Annotated in this window: 13 protein-coding genes; 3 read left to right on the top strand and 10 right to left on the bottom strand. The window is 58.1% G+C overall.

Translation table 11 applies throughout. The features are described 5' to 3' along the window. Positions 1-87: 87 nt before the first annotated feature. Positions 88-1,410, bottom strand: a complete 1,323-nt coding sequence (locus tag BUA38_RS29230) for an acyl-CoA dehydrogenase family protein (protein WP_072826525.1) — start codon at positions 1,408-1,410, stop codon at positions 88-90. Between the two features lie 337 nt (positions 1,411-1,747). Then, positions 1,748-2,728 (bottom strand): NAD(P)H-dependent flavin oxidoreductase, encoded by a 981-nt coding sequence (locus BUA38_RS29225; protein WP_072826524.1) that lies wholly within the window; start codon positions 2,726-2,728, stop codon positions 1,748-1,750. Between the two features lie 103 nt (positions 2,729-2,831). On the opposite strand from BUA38_RS29225, the gene BUA38_RS38870 reads away from it, so the two are divergent. Further along, positions 2,832-3,185, top strand: a complete 354-nt coding sequence (locus BUA38_RS38870; protein ID WP_083587823.1) for a helix-turn-helix domain-containing protein — start codon at positions 2,832-2,834, stop codon at positions 3,183-3,185. On the opposite strand, the gene BUA38_RS29215 is transcribed toward BUA38_RS38870, so the two are convergent. From BUA38_RS29215 to BUA38_RS29190, 6 genes are all read right to left on the bottom strand, one after another. Continuing rightward, the gene (locus tag BUA38_RS29215; RefSeq protein WP_072823436.1) at positions 3,093-3,887 is read right to left on the bottom strand and encodes an FAD binding domain-containing protein; all 795 of its coding nucleotides are present in this window, start codon (positions 3,885-3,887) and stop codon (positions 3,093-3,095) included. The genes BUA38_RS38870 and BUA38_RS29215 overlap by 93 nt on opposite strands. A 14-nt stretch (positions 3,888-3,901) precedes the next feature. Beyond that, positions 3,902-6,241 (bottom strand): xanthine dehydrogenase family protein molybdopterin-binding subunit, encoded by a 2,340-nt coding sequence (locus BUA38_RS29210; RefSeq protein ID WP_072823435.1) that lies wholly within the window; start codon positions 6,239-6,241, stop codon positions 3,902-3,904. An 83-nt stretch (positions 6,242-6,324) separates the two neighbouring features. Then, positions 6,325-6,810 (bottom strand): (2Fe-2S)-binding protein, encoded by a 486-nt coding sequence (locus tag BUA38_RS29205; RefSeq protein WP_072823434.1) that lies wholly within the window; start codon positions 6,808-6,810, stop codon positions 6,325-6,327. Between the two features lie 632 nt (positions 6,811-7,442). Further along, the gene (locus tag BUA38_RS29200; protein WP_197685884.1) at positions 7,443-7,865 is read right to left on the bottom strand and encodes a VOC family protein; all 423 of its coding nucleotides are present in this window, start codon (positions 7,863-7,865) and stop codon (positions 7,443-7,445) included. A 127-nt stretch (positions 7,866-7,992) separates the two neighbouring features. Beyond that, entirely contained in the window at positions 7,993-9,087 is a 1,095-nt protein-coding gene (locus tag BUA38_RS29195; protein ID WP_197685883.1) for a mandelate racemase/muconate lactonizing enzyme family protein, read from the bottom strand. A gap of 34 nt (positions 9,088-9,121) precedes the next feature. Next, on the bottom strand, positions 9,122-10,084 hold the full coding sequence (locus tag BUA38_RS29190) for a ketopantoate reductase family protein (RefSeq protein ID WP_072823432.1): 963 nt from the start codon (positions 10,082-10,084) through the stop codon (positions 9,122-9,124). A 629-nt stretch (positions 10,085-10,713) separates the two neighbouring features. Here BUA38_RS29190 and yghU point away from each other — a divergent pair. After that, on the top strand, positions 10,714-11,586 hold the full coding sequence (gene yghU / locus BUA38_RS29185) for a glutathione-dependent disulfide-bond oxidoreductase (RefSeq protein WP_072823430.1): 873 nt from the start codon (positions 10,714-10,716) through the stop codon (positions 11,584-11,586). Positions 11,587-11,746: 160 nt separating this feature from the next. On the opposite strand, the gene BUA38_RS29180 is transcribed toward yghU, so the two are convergent. Together BUA38_RS29180 and BUA38_RS29170 are read right to left on the bottom strand one after the other, a co-directional pair. Continuing rightward, the gene (locus BUA38_RS29180; protein ID WP_072823428.1) at positions 11,747-12,202 is read right to left on the bottom strand and encodes a CoxG family protein; all 456 of its coding nucleotides are present in this window, start codon (positions 12,200-12,202) and stop codon (positions 11,747-11,749) included. Positions 12,203-12,867: 665 nt separating this feature from the next. Further along, entirely contained in the window at positions 12,868-15,069 is a 2,202-nt protein-coding gene (locus tag BUA38_RS29170) for a molybdopterin-containing oxidoreductase family protein (protein WP_072823424.1), read from the bottom strand. On the opposite strand from BUA38_RS29170, the gene moaA reads away from it, so the two are divergent. Beyond that, positions 15,059-16,330 (top strand): GTP 3',8-cyclase MoaA, encoded by a 1,272-nt coding sequence (gene moaA, locus BUA38_RS29165; protein WP_197685882.1) that lies wholly within the window; start codon positions 15,059-15,061, stop codon positions 16,328-16,330. The genes BUA38_RS29170 and moaA overlap by 11 nt on opposite strands. The last annotated feature ends 33 nt before the right edge of the window (positions 16,331-16,363 follow it).

Here is a 16,363-nt window from a genome sequence, read left to right as displayed (position 1 = left end):
GTGCGCGTCGTTCAACAAAATAACTTCGAAGCCCTGGTCCACATCGTGAACCAGAGCATGCTCCACCAAAGGCGCGAGCAACATCAATCAAATACTGGTACCCGGAACTGTATCGATACCTTCCATGTCCCTGGTGAACTCCACGAGCCGGTTCTCTGCAAGCGCACGAGGATCGTAACCGGGGTCAGCAAGGATTCCATGTACACGCCGTCGTTGCATGCCGAAATTGCCGCCATCGTAAATGGGGAAGATTGCCGATTCTTTGAAGAACTTTGCGAATGGAAGCTTTCGATCAGCGCTGTTCGTACCGACAACCTGCATACACTTATATACACAATCGAACATGGTCTCGGTCACGAACGACTTGCACATCGCGCCAATCATCTCGCCATGATAGTCATGGCTATCGAGATAGTGAGCCGCCTTCCAAACGAAGTACCGGCACGCTTCAATTCTCGTCGCGACGTCACCTAAAACATAGCCGACGTTTTGGTATTTGATGATTGGCTCAGGGCCGCCCGCAGAGTTGTTTTTGGCCCACTCTAAAGCATATTCATAGGCTCCCCGCGCGTTTCCGAGCGCGGCGGCCGATACCAACGGGCCCGACCAACCAAAGTTACGGTTTATCAGTAGATCGCCATTACCGAAGGTTCCCTCGATAAGGTTTTTCGCTGGCACGCGAACATTTTTAAAGATTACTTCGTCGTTGCGGGCGCCGTGATGCGCCATCTTGTCGATCGCCTTGTAACTTATTCCAAGTGTACCGCGCTCAATCATGATGGCCGATATGCCTGACTTTCCGCCACGACTGGGATCGGTGCGGACGACAAACAGATTCAGATTCGCCCCTTGTCCATCCCAGCCACCAGTCGTGCTCGGCCAATACTTTTGGCCGTTGAGGACATACTCGTCACCATCGCGTGTCGCTGTCAGGCCGATACCTGCCGGAGCTGGAAGCGGGGCATCGAAGTTTGCTGTCCCGCTGTGGCGACCCGGCGGCTCTGAAACACCATATCCGGCAACGAATTCTCCCGATGGGTCCGACGTCGCCGCGCGAAGGAAGCGCTCCTTCTGTTCCTCACTTCCGTAGTACACGACGGGCATCAGACCCAGCCCATTGGCAACCACCGTTGTCGGAACGCCTGGATCAACTGCGCACAACTCTTCAGCAATGATCGCGTAGTCGAGCGTACTCAGGCCCGCGCCCCCGTACTTCTTTGGTAGGAATCCGAACGCACTTCCATCGGCGTAGGCAGCCTTGTAGGCTTCTTTTGTGAGTTGGAAGCGCTTCTCGGGGATCGGCTCGCTCTCAACCTTATCGATCAACGGACGCAGTATCTGATCACCAAACTCGCGCGCCTGGATCCGCAAGCCGAGCTGTTCTTTCGATAGCTCAAAATCAATCGGCATGTTCCCTCCACACCGCATTGCCCACAGCTTGTATTTGGGAGCTTAGCCGAATGCACGGAGCGACCGTAGTACCGGTCGATTTGAAATCAATGGTACCAAGTCGCTGAACAACAGCGATACGCCGCTCAAATTGCCCGCTCGAAGAATTATCTTTGTTACCGTCAGCGTGCTCGCTAGGACCGTAAACTCCCGCGCCTCTCTTGCGCGGTGACGTCGGCCGGCTCCTCTTTCGAGCTGCACCACCTCCGCGAGTCGCGGCGAACCTGTCTCCGCCTCGAATTCAATCCTAATGACAATCGGACCTCAATGATCATCATGTCCTTATGAGACCCGTCCATCACGTTAGCGACGTGGCTCGTTGGCCACTAAGAAGGCTGGCTGCATCGGTCGCCATTCGGTCAACGATGACGGAGGCTGGTTCGATAGTGCTGACCAGACCAGCCGCTTCGCCGAACCAGACGCCTGTATTGTCGGGGTCGCCCTCGGAGAAGGCCTGTCTGTAGCAAGGTCCCTCCACGGCGACATTTTGTTCAAGCAAGCTCTCACGATCGTGCCAGCGCTGCGTGAAAGCGTTACGACGAATTCTTGCCGTGAAACCGCGAGGCCAAGGTATTTGACGCGCGATATCAGCGACCGTCGTGCGTATTGTTTCATCACCCGTCGCTTCTATGATAGCTTCGTGATGCCGTTCGCTCACAAGCGCCTCGTTCGAGGCCCAAAAACGGGTTCCGACCAGAACACCATCTGCGCCTAGCATGAGTGCTGCGGCAAGGCCTCGTCCATCGGCGATGCCGCCCGCTGCAAGCAGCATTGAGTTGGGTGAATGGACGGCAAGGAGATTAGCGGTCTCCGGAACGAAGGAAAGCGTACCGCGAAGCGCTCCATGACCTCCTGCCTCGGCACCCTGCGCTACCACGATGTCGGCGCCGACGTCGATAGCATCCCAAACGTGATCGGTATTTTGACACTGGCAAATAACCAGCGCGCCCGCTTTACGGATTTCGTCGACAAAGAGACGCGGATCGCCAAAGGACAACATCACTGCTGCCGGATTGCGCTTCAACACATCCGTCAGTAACGACGGAGATTTTCGAAGCGACCAAGTGATGAAGCCGACGCCTACCCGCTGAGCTGCAGCGGCTTCAAACTGTTCGTCTAGCCAGGTAGAATCTCCATACCCGCCGCCGATTAAACCCAGCCCGCCCGCTCTGCTAACTGCCGCGGCCAGCACGCCACCCGCTGCTAAGTGCATCGGCGCAGATATGATCGGATGCCTGATATTTAGAGTTCTTGTAAGCCGGTTCGAGATAGCTGTCATTTTGGTTCTCTGAACCGGGCGATTGAGCCACCTATGCATCTCCCATACAAATGAATTTTTGAGGCAGGTATATCTCGATAGGAGAACGATCGACCCTTAGCCGCTGGAGAGCTTCCGTGCAGTTGTGCGTGAAGGAGGCGCTTTTCGTGCGGCATTGAGGCTGCACCGTGTACAAAGCACCGTAAAGACACTCGTCAAACAACTGGAGCAATGGCTCGGCGTTGCGCTCTCGCAGCGTCAAGGTTGCTCTCTGGTGCTCATGACCGCGGGCGAACGCCTTCCGGCATGCTCGGATCGGTTGTTGCGGCTCGCCGGAGAGGCCGAGAGCGCCGTACGGCATGCACCCAGACAGCACATAGACCACTCAAACTGCCAACGCCCGCTGTGCCATCACCTTGATCAGGTGGGCGCGATAATCCGAAGAACCGTGAAGATCGCTCAACAAGCCGTCTGCTGAAATCACAACGTTGTCGAGTGCGGCTGCCGACCAGTCCACCTCCAACGCCGCCTCTATTGCCGGTACCCGCATGACGCCGCTTTGGAATACACCCGTGGCAGCGACGCGCATCTCGCCCGATTTGGTCTTGGCGACGAACACGCCGGCTAACGCGAAGCGCGAGGCGGGATGCGGGAATTTTGCGTAGCCCGCCTTGGCCGGAACGGGGAACGACACGGCGGTGATGATTTCACCGTCAGCTAGGGCGGTCGTGAACAGGCCCTGGAAGAAATCGTCTGCCGGGATCGACCGCTTGTTGGTCTTCACGATCGCCCCAAGCGCTAGGAGTGCCGCCGGATAGTCGGCGGCCGGGTCGTTGTTGGCGATCGAGCCGCCTATCGTGCCGCGATGCCGCACGGCCGGATCGCCAATCAGGGAAGCGAGATAGGCGAGCGCGGGAATAACTTTTTGCGTTGGCCCGCTATTGGCCACATCGTAATGTGTAGTCGCCGCCTTGATGGTCAGCGTATCGCCCGACGCCTCGATGCCGATCAGCTCTTTGATCTTCCCGAGATCGATCACGTCGGAGGGCGAGGCTAAGCGCTGCTTCATCACTGGGATCAACGTATGGCCGCCAGCAAGGTATTTCGATTCCGAGCCTTTGGCGAACATCGCCGCGGCTTCGTCGACGCTGGAGGCACGGTGATATGTTGTCTCGTACATACTGGTTCTCCCTCTCAGCGGCGGATCGTGTGCCAGACGCGGTCGGGCGTCGCCGGCATGTCCAGTTTGTTATTGCCGATTGCATCCGTGATCGCATTGATCACGGCCGCGGAAGCGCCGATCGCGCCGGCCTCGCCGCAGCCCTTGACACCTAGCGGATTGCCAGGACACAGCGTCGTCGTGTGCGACAGCTTGAACGACGGCAGGTCGTCGGCGCGCGGCATGGTGTAATCCATGAACGACGCCGTCACCGGCTGGCCATTACTGTCGTAGACCGCGCCCTCCAGCAGCGCCTGGCCGATGCCCTGGGCGAGGCCGCCATGGACCTGGCCCTCGACAATCATCGGGTTGATCAGCCGACCGAAATCGTCGGCGGCGACGAAGTTGACAAAAGAGGTCTTACCGGTAGCGGGATCGACCTCGAGTTCGCAGATATAGGCGCCCGCAGGGAAGGTGAAGTTAGTCGGGTCGTAAAACGCCGTCTCCTTCAAGCCGGGCTCCATGCCGTCGGGCAGATTGTGCGCGGTATAGGCGGCGAGCGCGACCATCGGCAGTGCGATCGACTTGTCGGTGCCGGTCACCTTGAACTCGCCGTTCGCGATGACGATGTCGCTCTCGGAAGCCTCCAGCGCATGGGCGGCGATCTTCTTGGCTTTGGCCTCGATCTTCTCCATCGCCTTGATGATGGCTGTGCCGCCGACCGCGAGCGAGCGCGAGCCATAGGTGCCCATGCCGAACTGCACCTTGTCTGTGTCGCCGTGGATGATCTGCACCTGGTTGATCGGGACACCCAAGCGTTCCGATATCAGCTGCGCGAACGTCGTCTCGTGACCCTGGCCGTGGCTGTGCGATCCCGTGAGGATCTCGATAGTGCCGACAGGGTTGACGCGGACCTCGGCGGACTCCCACAAGCCCACACCGGCGCCGAGGCTGCCGACGGCTTTCGACGGCGCGATTCCGCAAGCCTCGATGTAGCAGGATACGCCAATACCGCGCAGCTTGCCTTCGGACCTCGCTTTCGCTTTGCGGGCGGGGAAGCCAGCGTAGTCAATCGCCTTCATCGCTGCGTCGAGCGAGGCACCGAAATCACCGATATCATAGGCCATGATCACCGGCGTCTGATATGGGAACGCCGTGATGAAGTTCTTGCGGCGCAGTTCCGTCGGATCGACCTTGAGCTGGCGCGCTGCGGTCTCCATCATGCGCTCGAGCAGATAGCTCGCTTCCGGCCGGCCTGCGCCGCGATAGGCATCGACCGGTGTGGTGTTGGTGTAGACGCCAATTACCTCGGCATAGATCGCAGGAATGACGTACTGCCCGGATAGTAGCGTCGCGTAGAGATAGGTCGGCACGGCCGAAGAGAACAGCGACATATAGGCGCCGAAATTGGCATGGGTCTTAACCCGTAGCCCCAGGATCCTGTTGTCCTTGTCGAACGCCATCTCTGCCTTCGAGATGTGGTCACGGCCGTGGTGATCGGTGAGGAACGCTTCGGTCCGGTCGCCGGTCCACTTCACCGGACGGCCAACCTTCTTCGACGCCCACAGAGCCACCATTTCCTCGGGATAGATGTAGATTTTCGAGCCAAACCCTCCGCCGACGTCGGGCGCGATCACGCGCAGCTTGTGCTCAGGGGCGATGTTGTAGAACGCCGACAGCACCAGACGTGCGACATGCGGGTTCTGCGAGGTCGTATATAAAGTGAAGTGCTCTTCCGCGGTGTCGTAATCGGCGATCGCCGCGCGTGGCTCCATCGCATTCGGCACCAGGCGGTTGTTCACGAGGTCCAGCGACACTACGTTGGCGGCCTTGGAGAAGGCAGCATTGGTGGCCGCTTCGTCACCGAGCACCCAGTCATAGATGACGTTGCCCGGTGCCTCGGGGTGAAGCTGCGGCGCGCCCGGCTTGATCGCCGCCCCGATGTCCGGGACCGACGGCAACTCTTCATATTCGACGACGACGGCCTCGGCCGCGTCCTTGGCGAGGTTCTTCGAGTCCGCGATCACAACCGCGACCGCCTGTCCGACAAAGCGTACGGTCTCCGGCGCCATCGCCGGCCAGGCGCCCATCTTCATCGGCGTGCCGTCCTTCGACGTGATGGCCCAGCCGCAGATCAAATTGCCGACCTTATCGTGGACCAGCTCCTTGCCGGTCAGCACGGCGATCACGCCGGGCAGCTTCATAGCCGCCGACGAATCGATGCTTTTGACTTTTGCGTGAGCGTGCGGGCTGCGGACGAAATGGGCGAACGTCATGCCCCGCAGCTTAATATCGTCGACGTAACGGCCCTTGCCCGTGATGAAACGCTTGTCCTCCTTGCGTACGACGCTGGCGCCAATGCCTTCAACACCCATGTCCTGTTCTCCCTATCGGAGTTTGTCTGCCGCCATTCCATCGAAAGCGCAGCAGTCTCGTATGTGAGCGAACCTCTTCGCGGCTATTCGGCAGCCTGTGAAACCTTCATGCGTCCGGCCGCATCGAGCACGGCCTTGACGATGTTGTGATAGCCGGTGCAGCGGCAGATGTTGCCTTCGAGCTCCTGGCGTACCGTGGCCTCGTCGAGCTTGCCGCCGTGGCGATGTACGATGTCGATCGCCGACATGATCATGCCCGGGGTGCAGTAGCCGCATTGCAGGCCATGATTGTCGCGGAAGGCGGCCTGCATCGGGTGCAACTCGTCGCCCTTGGCGATGCCCTCGATGGTGGTGACGTTGGAGCCTGCGGCCTGTCCCGCCAACACAGTGCAGGATTTGACCGCCCTGCCGTCGATATGGACAATGCAGGCGCCGCACTGACTGGTGTCGCAGCCGACATGGGTCCCGGTCAGGTCGAGATTTTCGCGCAGCAAATGGACCAGAAGCGTCCGGTCTTCGACATCCGCTGACACAGCCTTGCCGTTGATCGTTAGTTCGATTTTCGACATACCCAACCTCCCGACTTTATCTTTCGAGTGACCTTGTCCAGATCAACGGCAGCGCCCTCCATGACCCCCCGTTCTCGCCGAGATGACAGAAGCCATCACCGCTTTTCGGTTGGAGTAATGAACGAGCCAAGCTGGGGATCACACTGACGTGCCGTGCCGCGTGCCTCTTTCCGAGCGCCCCGCTTTTCCGCCGCATAGGTCTGCCCCATCCTCGTCAGCCTCTTTCGACAGAGACACCGGTACGCAACAATTAACGTCAGCCTCAGCACCGCAAAGAGTTCACGCTCCAGTCGCGATCTCGCCCTTCATTAAAAACTCACTGGTCCGGCGGACGTTATAGGCGTTCTTACTTAAGCAAGCGACAAAAGCTGGTCATAGCACCGGTTAAGCTGAAACGGATGGTACCAGCGCGTTGGATGCTTCCCAACAGCGAGGCTGCTGCACCGATCGTCATTACCGCGCCTGAACTCACATAGCCGAGGCCGTGTGGCCGCCAGCACAAGAGAATGCCGGGTGCCCGAAGACCCCGGCCAGTCTGAGAGGAAACTTCAAGACTTTGGCACTGTTAGTCACCGCAGCGATGTACCTCGCGTACGGGCTCATTACGTTGCCGGGATCGTCTTGAACATCGGTTATGTGGCGGCAGGAGAAACGCAGGCGAACTCGATCCGCGTGCCGCCAGGCTCCCGCACCATAAAGTGCACCTTAGAGCCCTTGCCTGATCGTTCTGGCGCAAACTCGATCATGGTGCCAGGCCACGCCGCGACACGTTTGTGCAAGACGTCAAGTGCGTTGCGGTCCACAACCTTCAATGCAAGGTGATGCAAACCGATATTGCGACGGCGGTCGAACGGCACACAGCTTTCCGGATCCTCGATCTGCCAGAGCGTCACGATGCCGTTTCCGTCCGACACAAACGACGCTGGATAACTTTGGTTCTCACCAACAACTCTCCAGCCAAGGCAACCGCAAAAGAAATCGCGTGCGAGCCCGAGATCTTTCACAGCAAGCCCGACGTGATCGACACCGACAGTCAACGGGATGTTATCCAGCACAGCTAATCTCCTGGCGCTCGCGCGCGTTTATGAACCTCGTCGGCAAGGACGTCTTTCCAAGCCGGCTTGCCTTTCGATGACATTTGCTAATCATATTTTAGTCCACCGATCTTTGAACAGGGACAGTTCAACTTCGGACTTCAAAGTTCCGAACTACATCTGCATCCGGGTCGTACCCCAAACCGGGTCCGTGAGGAACAGTGATCATTCCGTTCTTCGGCAGCACTGCATCGCCGTATAGCTGCGCCTCAAGGTCAAAGTACCGCCACTCCACCAAGGAGTCTTTCGAGCCTAGCGCGGCGCTTGCGTGTACACTCGCGAGCAAGCCGGGGCCGTCATAGAACGTGTGAACCATCACGACGGTCGCACTTGCCGCGGCAAGCGCAAACACCTTCTGAAGTTCAGAGATACCTCCCATTTTGGCCGGGCTGGGTTGGACGAAGTCGACCGCGCCAGCAGAAAGCATCTGTTGGAACTCCACCAGCGTTGAAGCATTTTCTCCTGCCGCAATGGGAATTCCACCCTCACGACGCATTCGAGCCAAACCGTCGAAGTTCTCCGGAGGCCAAATGGGTTCTTCCAGCCAGCGCAGATTGAACGGTCGCAGCTTAGCGCTCATGTCGAGGGCCTCGCGCACGGTCCATGGACAGTTGACATCCAGCGTAATGTCCACGCTATCGCCGGCAGCTTTTCGCGCCTCACGGACTGCATCCACGGTAACTTCATGGAGCTTCAGATGGGAGAAGCCATCGGCCAGAGCTCGATTGACGTTTTCGACGACAAGCTGCGGGTCGGTGTAGCGAACAAGACTTGCATAACAAGCCAGCTCCGACACTGCTGCACCACCCAACAGTCGGTGTACCGGTTGCCCGGTTGCCTTTCCGAGGATGTCCCATAGCGCGATATCGATCGCGGAAATCCCGAACATGATAGCGCCGCTGCGACCAAATATGTGAAGGCGTTTCTGAACATCGAGCATTAACGATCCGATGTTCAACGCGCTAACACCGATACATAAGGGAGCGATAACCTCTTCTATCGCAGCTTTGACGGCCGGAATTGCGGTGAAGCCGAACGCCTCGCCCCAGCCGATAACCCCGCCCTCGGTTGTTACCTTGACCAGGAGAGAGTCCGCCCTACTGGCGTTCTTTTTCCCCCAGGCCGATTCGGCTGACTTGCTCCCACCTGCGAACGGAATCGCGACAACGATGACTTCGATCATCGCAATCTTCATATCACGGTCAGCAGTCCCGCGGTCAAGCGGCACCGGAACTCTCCATTGCCCTGGTCTCGAGCGTGGCAGGCGCGCCGGCTTCGTATAGTGCAAGGATATCGGCGATGGCGCGGTTGAGCGGCGTCGTTATTCCCACAGCACTGCCGAGTTGGACTACTCCGCCGGACAACCACCGGATCTCCAAGGGCCTGCCGCGTTGCAGGTCATGATGCATCGATGACGTCATGTCTGCAGCCACATCATCCGCGAGCGCGAGGCGCCGCTCGGCGTAATCCTCCTGGAGCTCCGCACCATGGGCGTTTCCAACCGCAACGACCTCCCGCATGACATCGAGCAGGAACGCTCGCGTCTGGCGATTCTCTCGGATCGGGCCGATCGCACTTCGCATGGCGGTAGTGGTGCCGGACAAGCCGACAAGAAATACGTACTTCTCCCAGATCTCCCGCAGAATGTCTGTGGAGAGTTCGGCGTTGATGCCTCCCTTCAGGCAGGCGTGCAGAAAGGCTTCGGCACGCGCCGAGCGGCGGCCATCGAACTCGCCGAAAACCAGGCGTTCCATCGGTCCGGTCTGCCGGATAACACCCGGGCGATCGATCGTAGTCGCAACGTAGCCGACCCCGCCCATGATCTTGGCCGCACCATAGGCGTCTCGTAGCGCGTTGTCCTTGAGCACGCCATTTTGGAACGAAATCAGCGTCGTGAACGGGCCGACCATCGGCTTGATCTGGTCGAGGACCATCTCCGTGTCCCACAGCTTGACAGCCAGCAACACGAAGTCCGCGACACCGAGATCAGAGGGATTGTCTGAGGCTGTCACAGGGTTGGCGCAGATCCTCTCGGGGCCGCCCTCGATCAACAGGCCGTTCGCGCGCATAGCCGCTAGGTGAGCGCCCCGGGCAAGGAAGCAAACATCTGCGCCACCTTGCGCGAGGCGCGCGCCAAAATAGCCTCCAAAACCTCCCGCACCGATTACGGCTATGCGCATGGCTGAGCCCCTGATTTATTCAAAATGAGGAAATGGTTGAATTGCTGACGGAATCGAGACTCTCCTCGTACGTCGATCCGGTTCTCTTTCATTCAAAAAACGCCGATTGTTATTCCTAATCGCACAATTTCAATCCGAAAAACGAATAGATTAGATTACACCTATCTCGACAGCAGATTGCGAGCCGTCCGGAGGTAGCGCCAGCAGCTCAAAATTGCTTTCGAACTGGCATCGGTGTGTGTCAACTGGGTCAGGCGAGCCGACTATTCAGACAAAGGCGGGCGGATGGAGAGGCTCGACCAGACGTATGCGTGTTCGCCGCCATTGCGCGTTGATAACCCCTCATTTCTCACTCAATCGCACAACGGAACACTGTTTACCGAGCAATGAGTGTTCACGTTCGTGCGAAGGAGACATAAACTCAGCCGGTTCACGAGATTTTCGCCTCGCGTAGGCGATTGGCGGTGGATTGCGGAGAAGAGCTGGCTAATCGCAAGGGTGCCCATCGTCGAGATCATACTCGACGCAAAGCTGATCTAGGCGGCTCGTCGGCATATTCTGCGAGCACGGTGTGATCCGATCGTCCATTGGGCTCGTGTGCCACCGCCAAACGCCTGGAGTTTTGAAAAATGACCTCCTCGTTCGATTATACGCCGCCAAAAGTTTGGAGTTGGGATAAGCCGAACGGTGGCCGCTTTGCGAATATCAACCGGCCGATCGCCGGCCCGACGCACGACAAGGAACTCCCAGTCGGCCGCCATCCTCTCCAACTCTATTCTCAGGGAACGCCGAACGGTGTGAAGGTAGCCGTGATGCTTGAGGAGCTGTTGGCGCTCGGCCACAGGGACGCAGAATACGACGCCTGGCTCATCAGAATCGACCGCGGCGATCAATTCGGGAGCGGCTTCGCTGCGCTGAACCCCAACTCGAAGATCCCGGCCCTGGTTGACCAAAGCGGTTCGATGCCGATCCGCGTTTTCGAGTCCGGTGCTATCTTGATATACTTGGCCGAGAAGTTCGACGCCTTCCTGCCGACAGGACTTGGTCGCGCCGAATGCCTGTCATGGCTGTTCTGGCAGACGGGTAGCGCGCCATATTTGGGCGGAGGCTTCGGCCACTTTTATGCGTATGCACCGACCAAGATCGAATATGCCATAAATCGGTTCGCCATCGAAGCGAAACGCCAGCTCGACGTGCTCGACCGGCGCCTCGAAACGAACGAATTTGTCGCTGGCAGGGACTACACGATCGTCGATATCGCCGCCTGGCCTTGGTACGCTGGTCTGACAAGGGGCTGGCTCTACGGAGCGGCCGAGTTCCTTCAGGCCCAGGAATACAAGAACGTTGCGCGCTGGGTAGACGCGATCGCCGAGCGGCCGGCCGTCCGACGTGGGCGTATGGTCAACCGCGTCAATGGCGAATCCTCAAGTCAACTGCATGAGCGGCATGACGCCAATGATTTTGAGACGAAAACGCAGGACAAACTGACGACTGGAAGGTAGCAGCTCGAGCAGCGGGGGTGTGTGCCAGCGGCACGCTCACCGATCCTGCAAATCTTGTAACGCAGCTATTGGCTTGTCGCGCAGGCCGGTCCTAAGCGCTGAGCCCAGGCAAAGATCAGCTATTTTCGTGTCTTGGCGAGCTACTCGCCGAGCGCGAGCCTTACGGTACGCTGTTGCCCTCGCTTATTTTGGATACCAGCGTAGTGAAGAATTTCTCGGCCATGCTGTTCACCACACCTTTGATCAGGCGAGACCCAAGTTGCGCGAGCTTTCCGCCTATCTGAGCCTCTAGTTCATATGTTAGCACGGTGCTATCCCCTGCTCCTTGGAGATGGACACGAGCACCGCCTTTGGCGAAGCCCGCGACCCCCCCTGAACCCTCGCCCTGAATTCTATAGCCGTTGTTGGGATCGATCTCGCTCAACTCAACTCTTCCGGTGAAGCGGGCTTTCAATGGACCTATTTTGGCGACAATGGTCGCTGCAAACTCAGTCTCGGAAAGCATCGACAGAGTTTCACAGCCCGGGATAGACTCTCTGAGAATGTTTGGGTCATTGAGTGCGGCCCACACAGCGCTTTGCTTCGCCGGAATCGTATAGCTTCCCGTGAGATCCATTGTGCTTCTATCCCAACCTAGCCTGGACACATGAGCAGCGGATAAACTCCTCGCTGGACTATCGGAGACAACGAAAAGCGCAGAGTGCCGGTTAGCTCATTTCTCATGGTGCCGCGCCCACGTCACCGGATGTCTTAAATATCCAGAAGTCACAGCGCGCCTGTCAGATGGGGAAACTACCGGTACTTGGTTTGCCGCCCGGCAGGTGGTATTGCCACTTGCTGCGGAATCGTTAACCGAGAGATGCCATGGTCACACCAGGCGGGCTCGAGTGTGGTTGCTCTAGCCCCGGAGACGGCCTTCACGTCGTGCCGAACTCAGCAGTCAGTTTTCAGCGGGATTAGCTCAACATAGTCGCAATGTAACGTCGTCGGCGATTTGTTGCCGTCGAACTGGACGCGAACGCTCCTGTAGTAGCGGCCCTCGCCGATAATGATGCCTTCCTTGCCGGCAAGTATAGGACTACGCGCTGCGCCGAGACGGCTCATCCTAAAGCGAATACCGATAACTTTGCTTTTTACCAGGTCCATCTTTAGGCGGTAGCTTAGTGATCGAACGAACAGGAAGCGATGTAATTTTGCTCCGGTTGAGACTAACCTTGCTACTTAAATGCCCGCGGACCTGCATCGTCATCTACAGGCCCGCGAGCTGATGATTACAAATACCTACGCCGATACTAGCGCCACCGGTTCTGGCTCATGCATGCTGCGCGCAGCATTCTTGCCGACAATCCGCTCTACCTGAACGAGATTGTCCGAGAATGTCGGACAGTTTCCCATCCCCCCGAACCGTGCTGCGGATACGCTATTGACGGTGCCCTCCTCGTTATGAGTCCGCCAATACCCGACGGTGGTGACAACCAGCCCGGCCCGAACGTCGTCGGTTATGTGGGCGACGCCCTGGAAGCCACCGGTCCGATTGTAAACTTTCACCTTGTCACCGTCTTCGATCATGCGCTCGGCGGCGTCGTGCGGGCTGAGGAGAACAAACTGATCACCCTGCATTCTCCGCTTTTTGGGTTCGTTCGCGTAGTTTGTGTTCAGGAACGCGTGGCTTTTCGGAGCGATGATATTTAGAGGATAAAGTTTAGCAAGTTCAGGCTCGTCGGCCGCACTCTCATATGGCCTGGTATATCCTGGAAGCGGGTCGATCGGCTCGCCGCTCTGCATTTCGTTGTACAATTGACGAAATGGCGGTGCCACGAAATTCTTCGCGTCGGTGAGCAGGATTTCGCACTTGCCAGACGGCGTCGGGAACTTCCCCTCCGCGTGAGGCGTCCGCGTATCCGCCGCACCCAGATTTAACTTGGCATAGCCTTGCGTCCGGAGGAGGTCCATGCCGATGCCCTGCACTTGCGGTGCAGTCCAATCAACTGCGCTTTCGACCAGCTCCAAGTCCGATTTGAGGAATTCCGGATCGGTCAAGCCCATCGTTTTCGCAAGCCTACGGAAAATCTCCGCGTTCGAGCAGGTTTGACCGGGCGGCTCGATCGCTTTTTGATTGAGCGTAAAATAGTAATGCCCCCAGGAGAACATCAGGTCATCGTGCTCTGCCGCCATCGTCGCCGGCAAGATGATATCGGCGTAGGCCGCGGTATCACTTATGAACTGATCTGCGACCACAGTGAACAGATCGTCGCGCTGAAGCCCTTTGACGATCTTGTCGACATCCATGGCCTGGGTCACTGGATTCGTATTGTAGACCATTAGCGACTTGATCGGCGGATCAAGCTTGGTCTCGCCCAGCAACGCTTCTCCCAATTTGAGGAGATTCACGACGCGCGTACCCGGCTTGATCCAATCTGGCCGGCAGATCGCCCCGAAGTTCACGGGAAACTCCCACAAGGGGGCTTGATAAATGCCACCCGCCACGTCTTTCCAGGCGCCGGTCAACGCAGGAATTGCGATGACGGCGCGGATGGCTTGAGTCCCGCCCGCTGTACGCTCAAGCGCGACGCCGATGCGGATCGAGGCGTTTCGGGACGTAGCGTACTCACGAGCCAGCTTTCGTATATCGTCGGCAGGAATACCGCTGATCTTCTCGGCCCACTCCGGCGTGCAGGTAGCCGCGCGCTCCTTGAGCTCCGGGAAGCCAAGTACGTACTTGTCGACATAGTCGTGGTCGACGAGGTTTTCCGCGATCAGCGTCTGGATCATGGCCATCGCAAGGGCGCCGTCGGTTCCCGGCTTTGGGGCGATGTGCCAGTCTGCCTGCTTCGCAGTGCGCGACCTGTACGGATCGATTACAACTAGTTTTGCACCGTTCTCTCGCGCCTGCACGATGAAGGGCCAATGGTGCAGATTAGTGCTGAGCGTATTGCAACCCCAGATGATAATATATTTCGAGTAGGCGAAGCTTTCCGGGTCCAGCGCGTTGGTGGGTCCGACAGAGAGGAGCCATGCCGTCGAAGAGCCCGAGGCGCAGTAAGTCTTCTCGCAAACGGTGGCGCCGAGCCTGTTGAAGAATGCATCGCCGACCGTAAGGCCCTGCACGAGACCTTCATTGCCGAGATAGCTGACTGGCATGATAGCTTCTGCGCCATCGCTCGAAATAATTTTCGTCCAGCGATCTTTGATTTCCGCCAACGCCCGGTCCCAGCTGATCCGCACGAAGGCTCGGCTGCCTTTCGGTCCGTTACGCTTCAGCGGGTACAGCACGCGATCTGCGTTGTAATGACGATCCGAGTAGTCGTTGAGTTTCACGCATAGTCCGCCACGCGTGATCGGATGCTTGGGGTTTCCGCGAACGTTAATCAGCTTGTCGCCTTCCACGGTGTAGAGCATTGCGCAGGTGTCTGGGCAATCGTGCGGGCAGCCGCCAAAAAACTCTTTCTTATTCGCTGTCGTTGCGGGATTGATGGCAGGCATCGGCGTATTCCTTCTACCGTTCGGTCAGGGAACTCTGCGCTCGGGACTTACGGTCTCCAAGAGCGGCCTTTTCGCAGTTAAATCCATCGGCTCAATCGAATTGAGTACCGGTGGCCTTGAATCTCTTGGTGCCGGCTCGGCTTTGCGGTCCGGCCGGACTCAGGCCTTTCATTTGTACCGGTACTTCACGGATCAAGCCTTTGGGTCGGATCATCAACGATCGCTGGGTTACGCGCTTTTCATGCCGAGCAAGGGCCGCGGTAACATCATTATGAGATCGCAACCTCCACTCCTGATAGACACGTTCGGGCGCCGAATTGAGTACTTGCGGCTTTCGGTCACCGACCGATGCGACTTGCGCTGCACCTACTGCATTCCAAAGGGGTTTCGTGGGTTTCAGGAACCATCCTCTTGGTTGCGGTTCGAGGAAATCGAGCGCCTGATCTCGATCATGGCGTCTCGTGGACTGAAGCGTATCCGACTTACAGGTGGCGAGCCGCTCGTGCGGCGAGACTTGCCCATTCTTGCGGCGAGACTTGCAGCGATACCGGGCATCGATGACCTGTCTTTGAGCACCAATGCGACTCGATTGCATGCATTCGCGGCACCGTTGAGAGAAGCCGGTGTACGGCGCGTCAACGTCAGTCTGGATTCTCTTCGCGCCGATCGCGTCGCCACGATCTGCGGGCGCGATGTTCTCGACCAAATCCTGGCCGGCCTGGGGGCCGCCAAGGAAGCCGGCTTCGCGCCGATAAAAATCAATATGGTCGCGATGCGCGGCGTGAATGACGATGAAATCGACGACATGATTGATTTCTGCGTCGAGCAAGGATTTGTTCTTCGCCTAATCGAAGCGATGCCAATGGGCGCGACAGGTCGAAATACCCAGTATCTCGACCTCCAACCGATCCGCCGGCGCTTGCAGCAGGAACGCGGCCTCGTCGCAGCCGACGTACCTGGCGGAGGACCGGCCCGATACATGAAATCGCCAGATGGTCGACTTAGCATCGGCTTTATCACCGCGCTGTCTGAACATTTCTGCGCCACTTGCAATCGAGTACGGCTGGCAGTCGACGGTACGATGTATCTTTGCCTCGGTCAGCGCGATCAGATGGCGTTCGGTCCGCTGTTGCGCCGCGGCGCCAGCGACGCGGAGATCGTGGAGGCCCTTCGTTCAGCAATGATGCTAAAACCGGAGCGCCACGAGTTCAACGAAAAGCCTGAGAAGATCTTGCGGATCATGGCAGCAACCGGCGGTTGATCCACCGCCAAAACGACGTTCGAATGAGGAACG

Source organism: Bradyrhizobium erythrophlei, from assembly GCF_900142985.1.
Lineage (GTDB): Bacteria > Pseudomonadota > Alphaproteobacteria > Rhizobiales > Xanthobacteraceae > Bradyrhizobium > Bradyrhizobium erythrophlei_B.
Note: the sequence above shows the minus strand (reverse complement) of the source record. Positions and strands in the feature narration are given on the sequence as shown.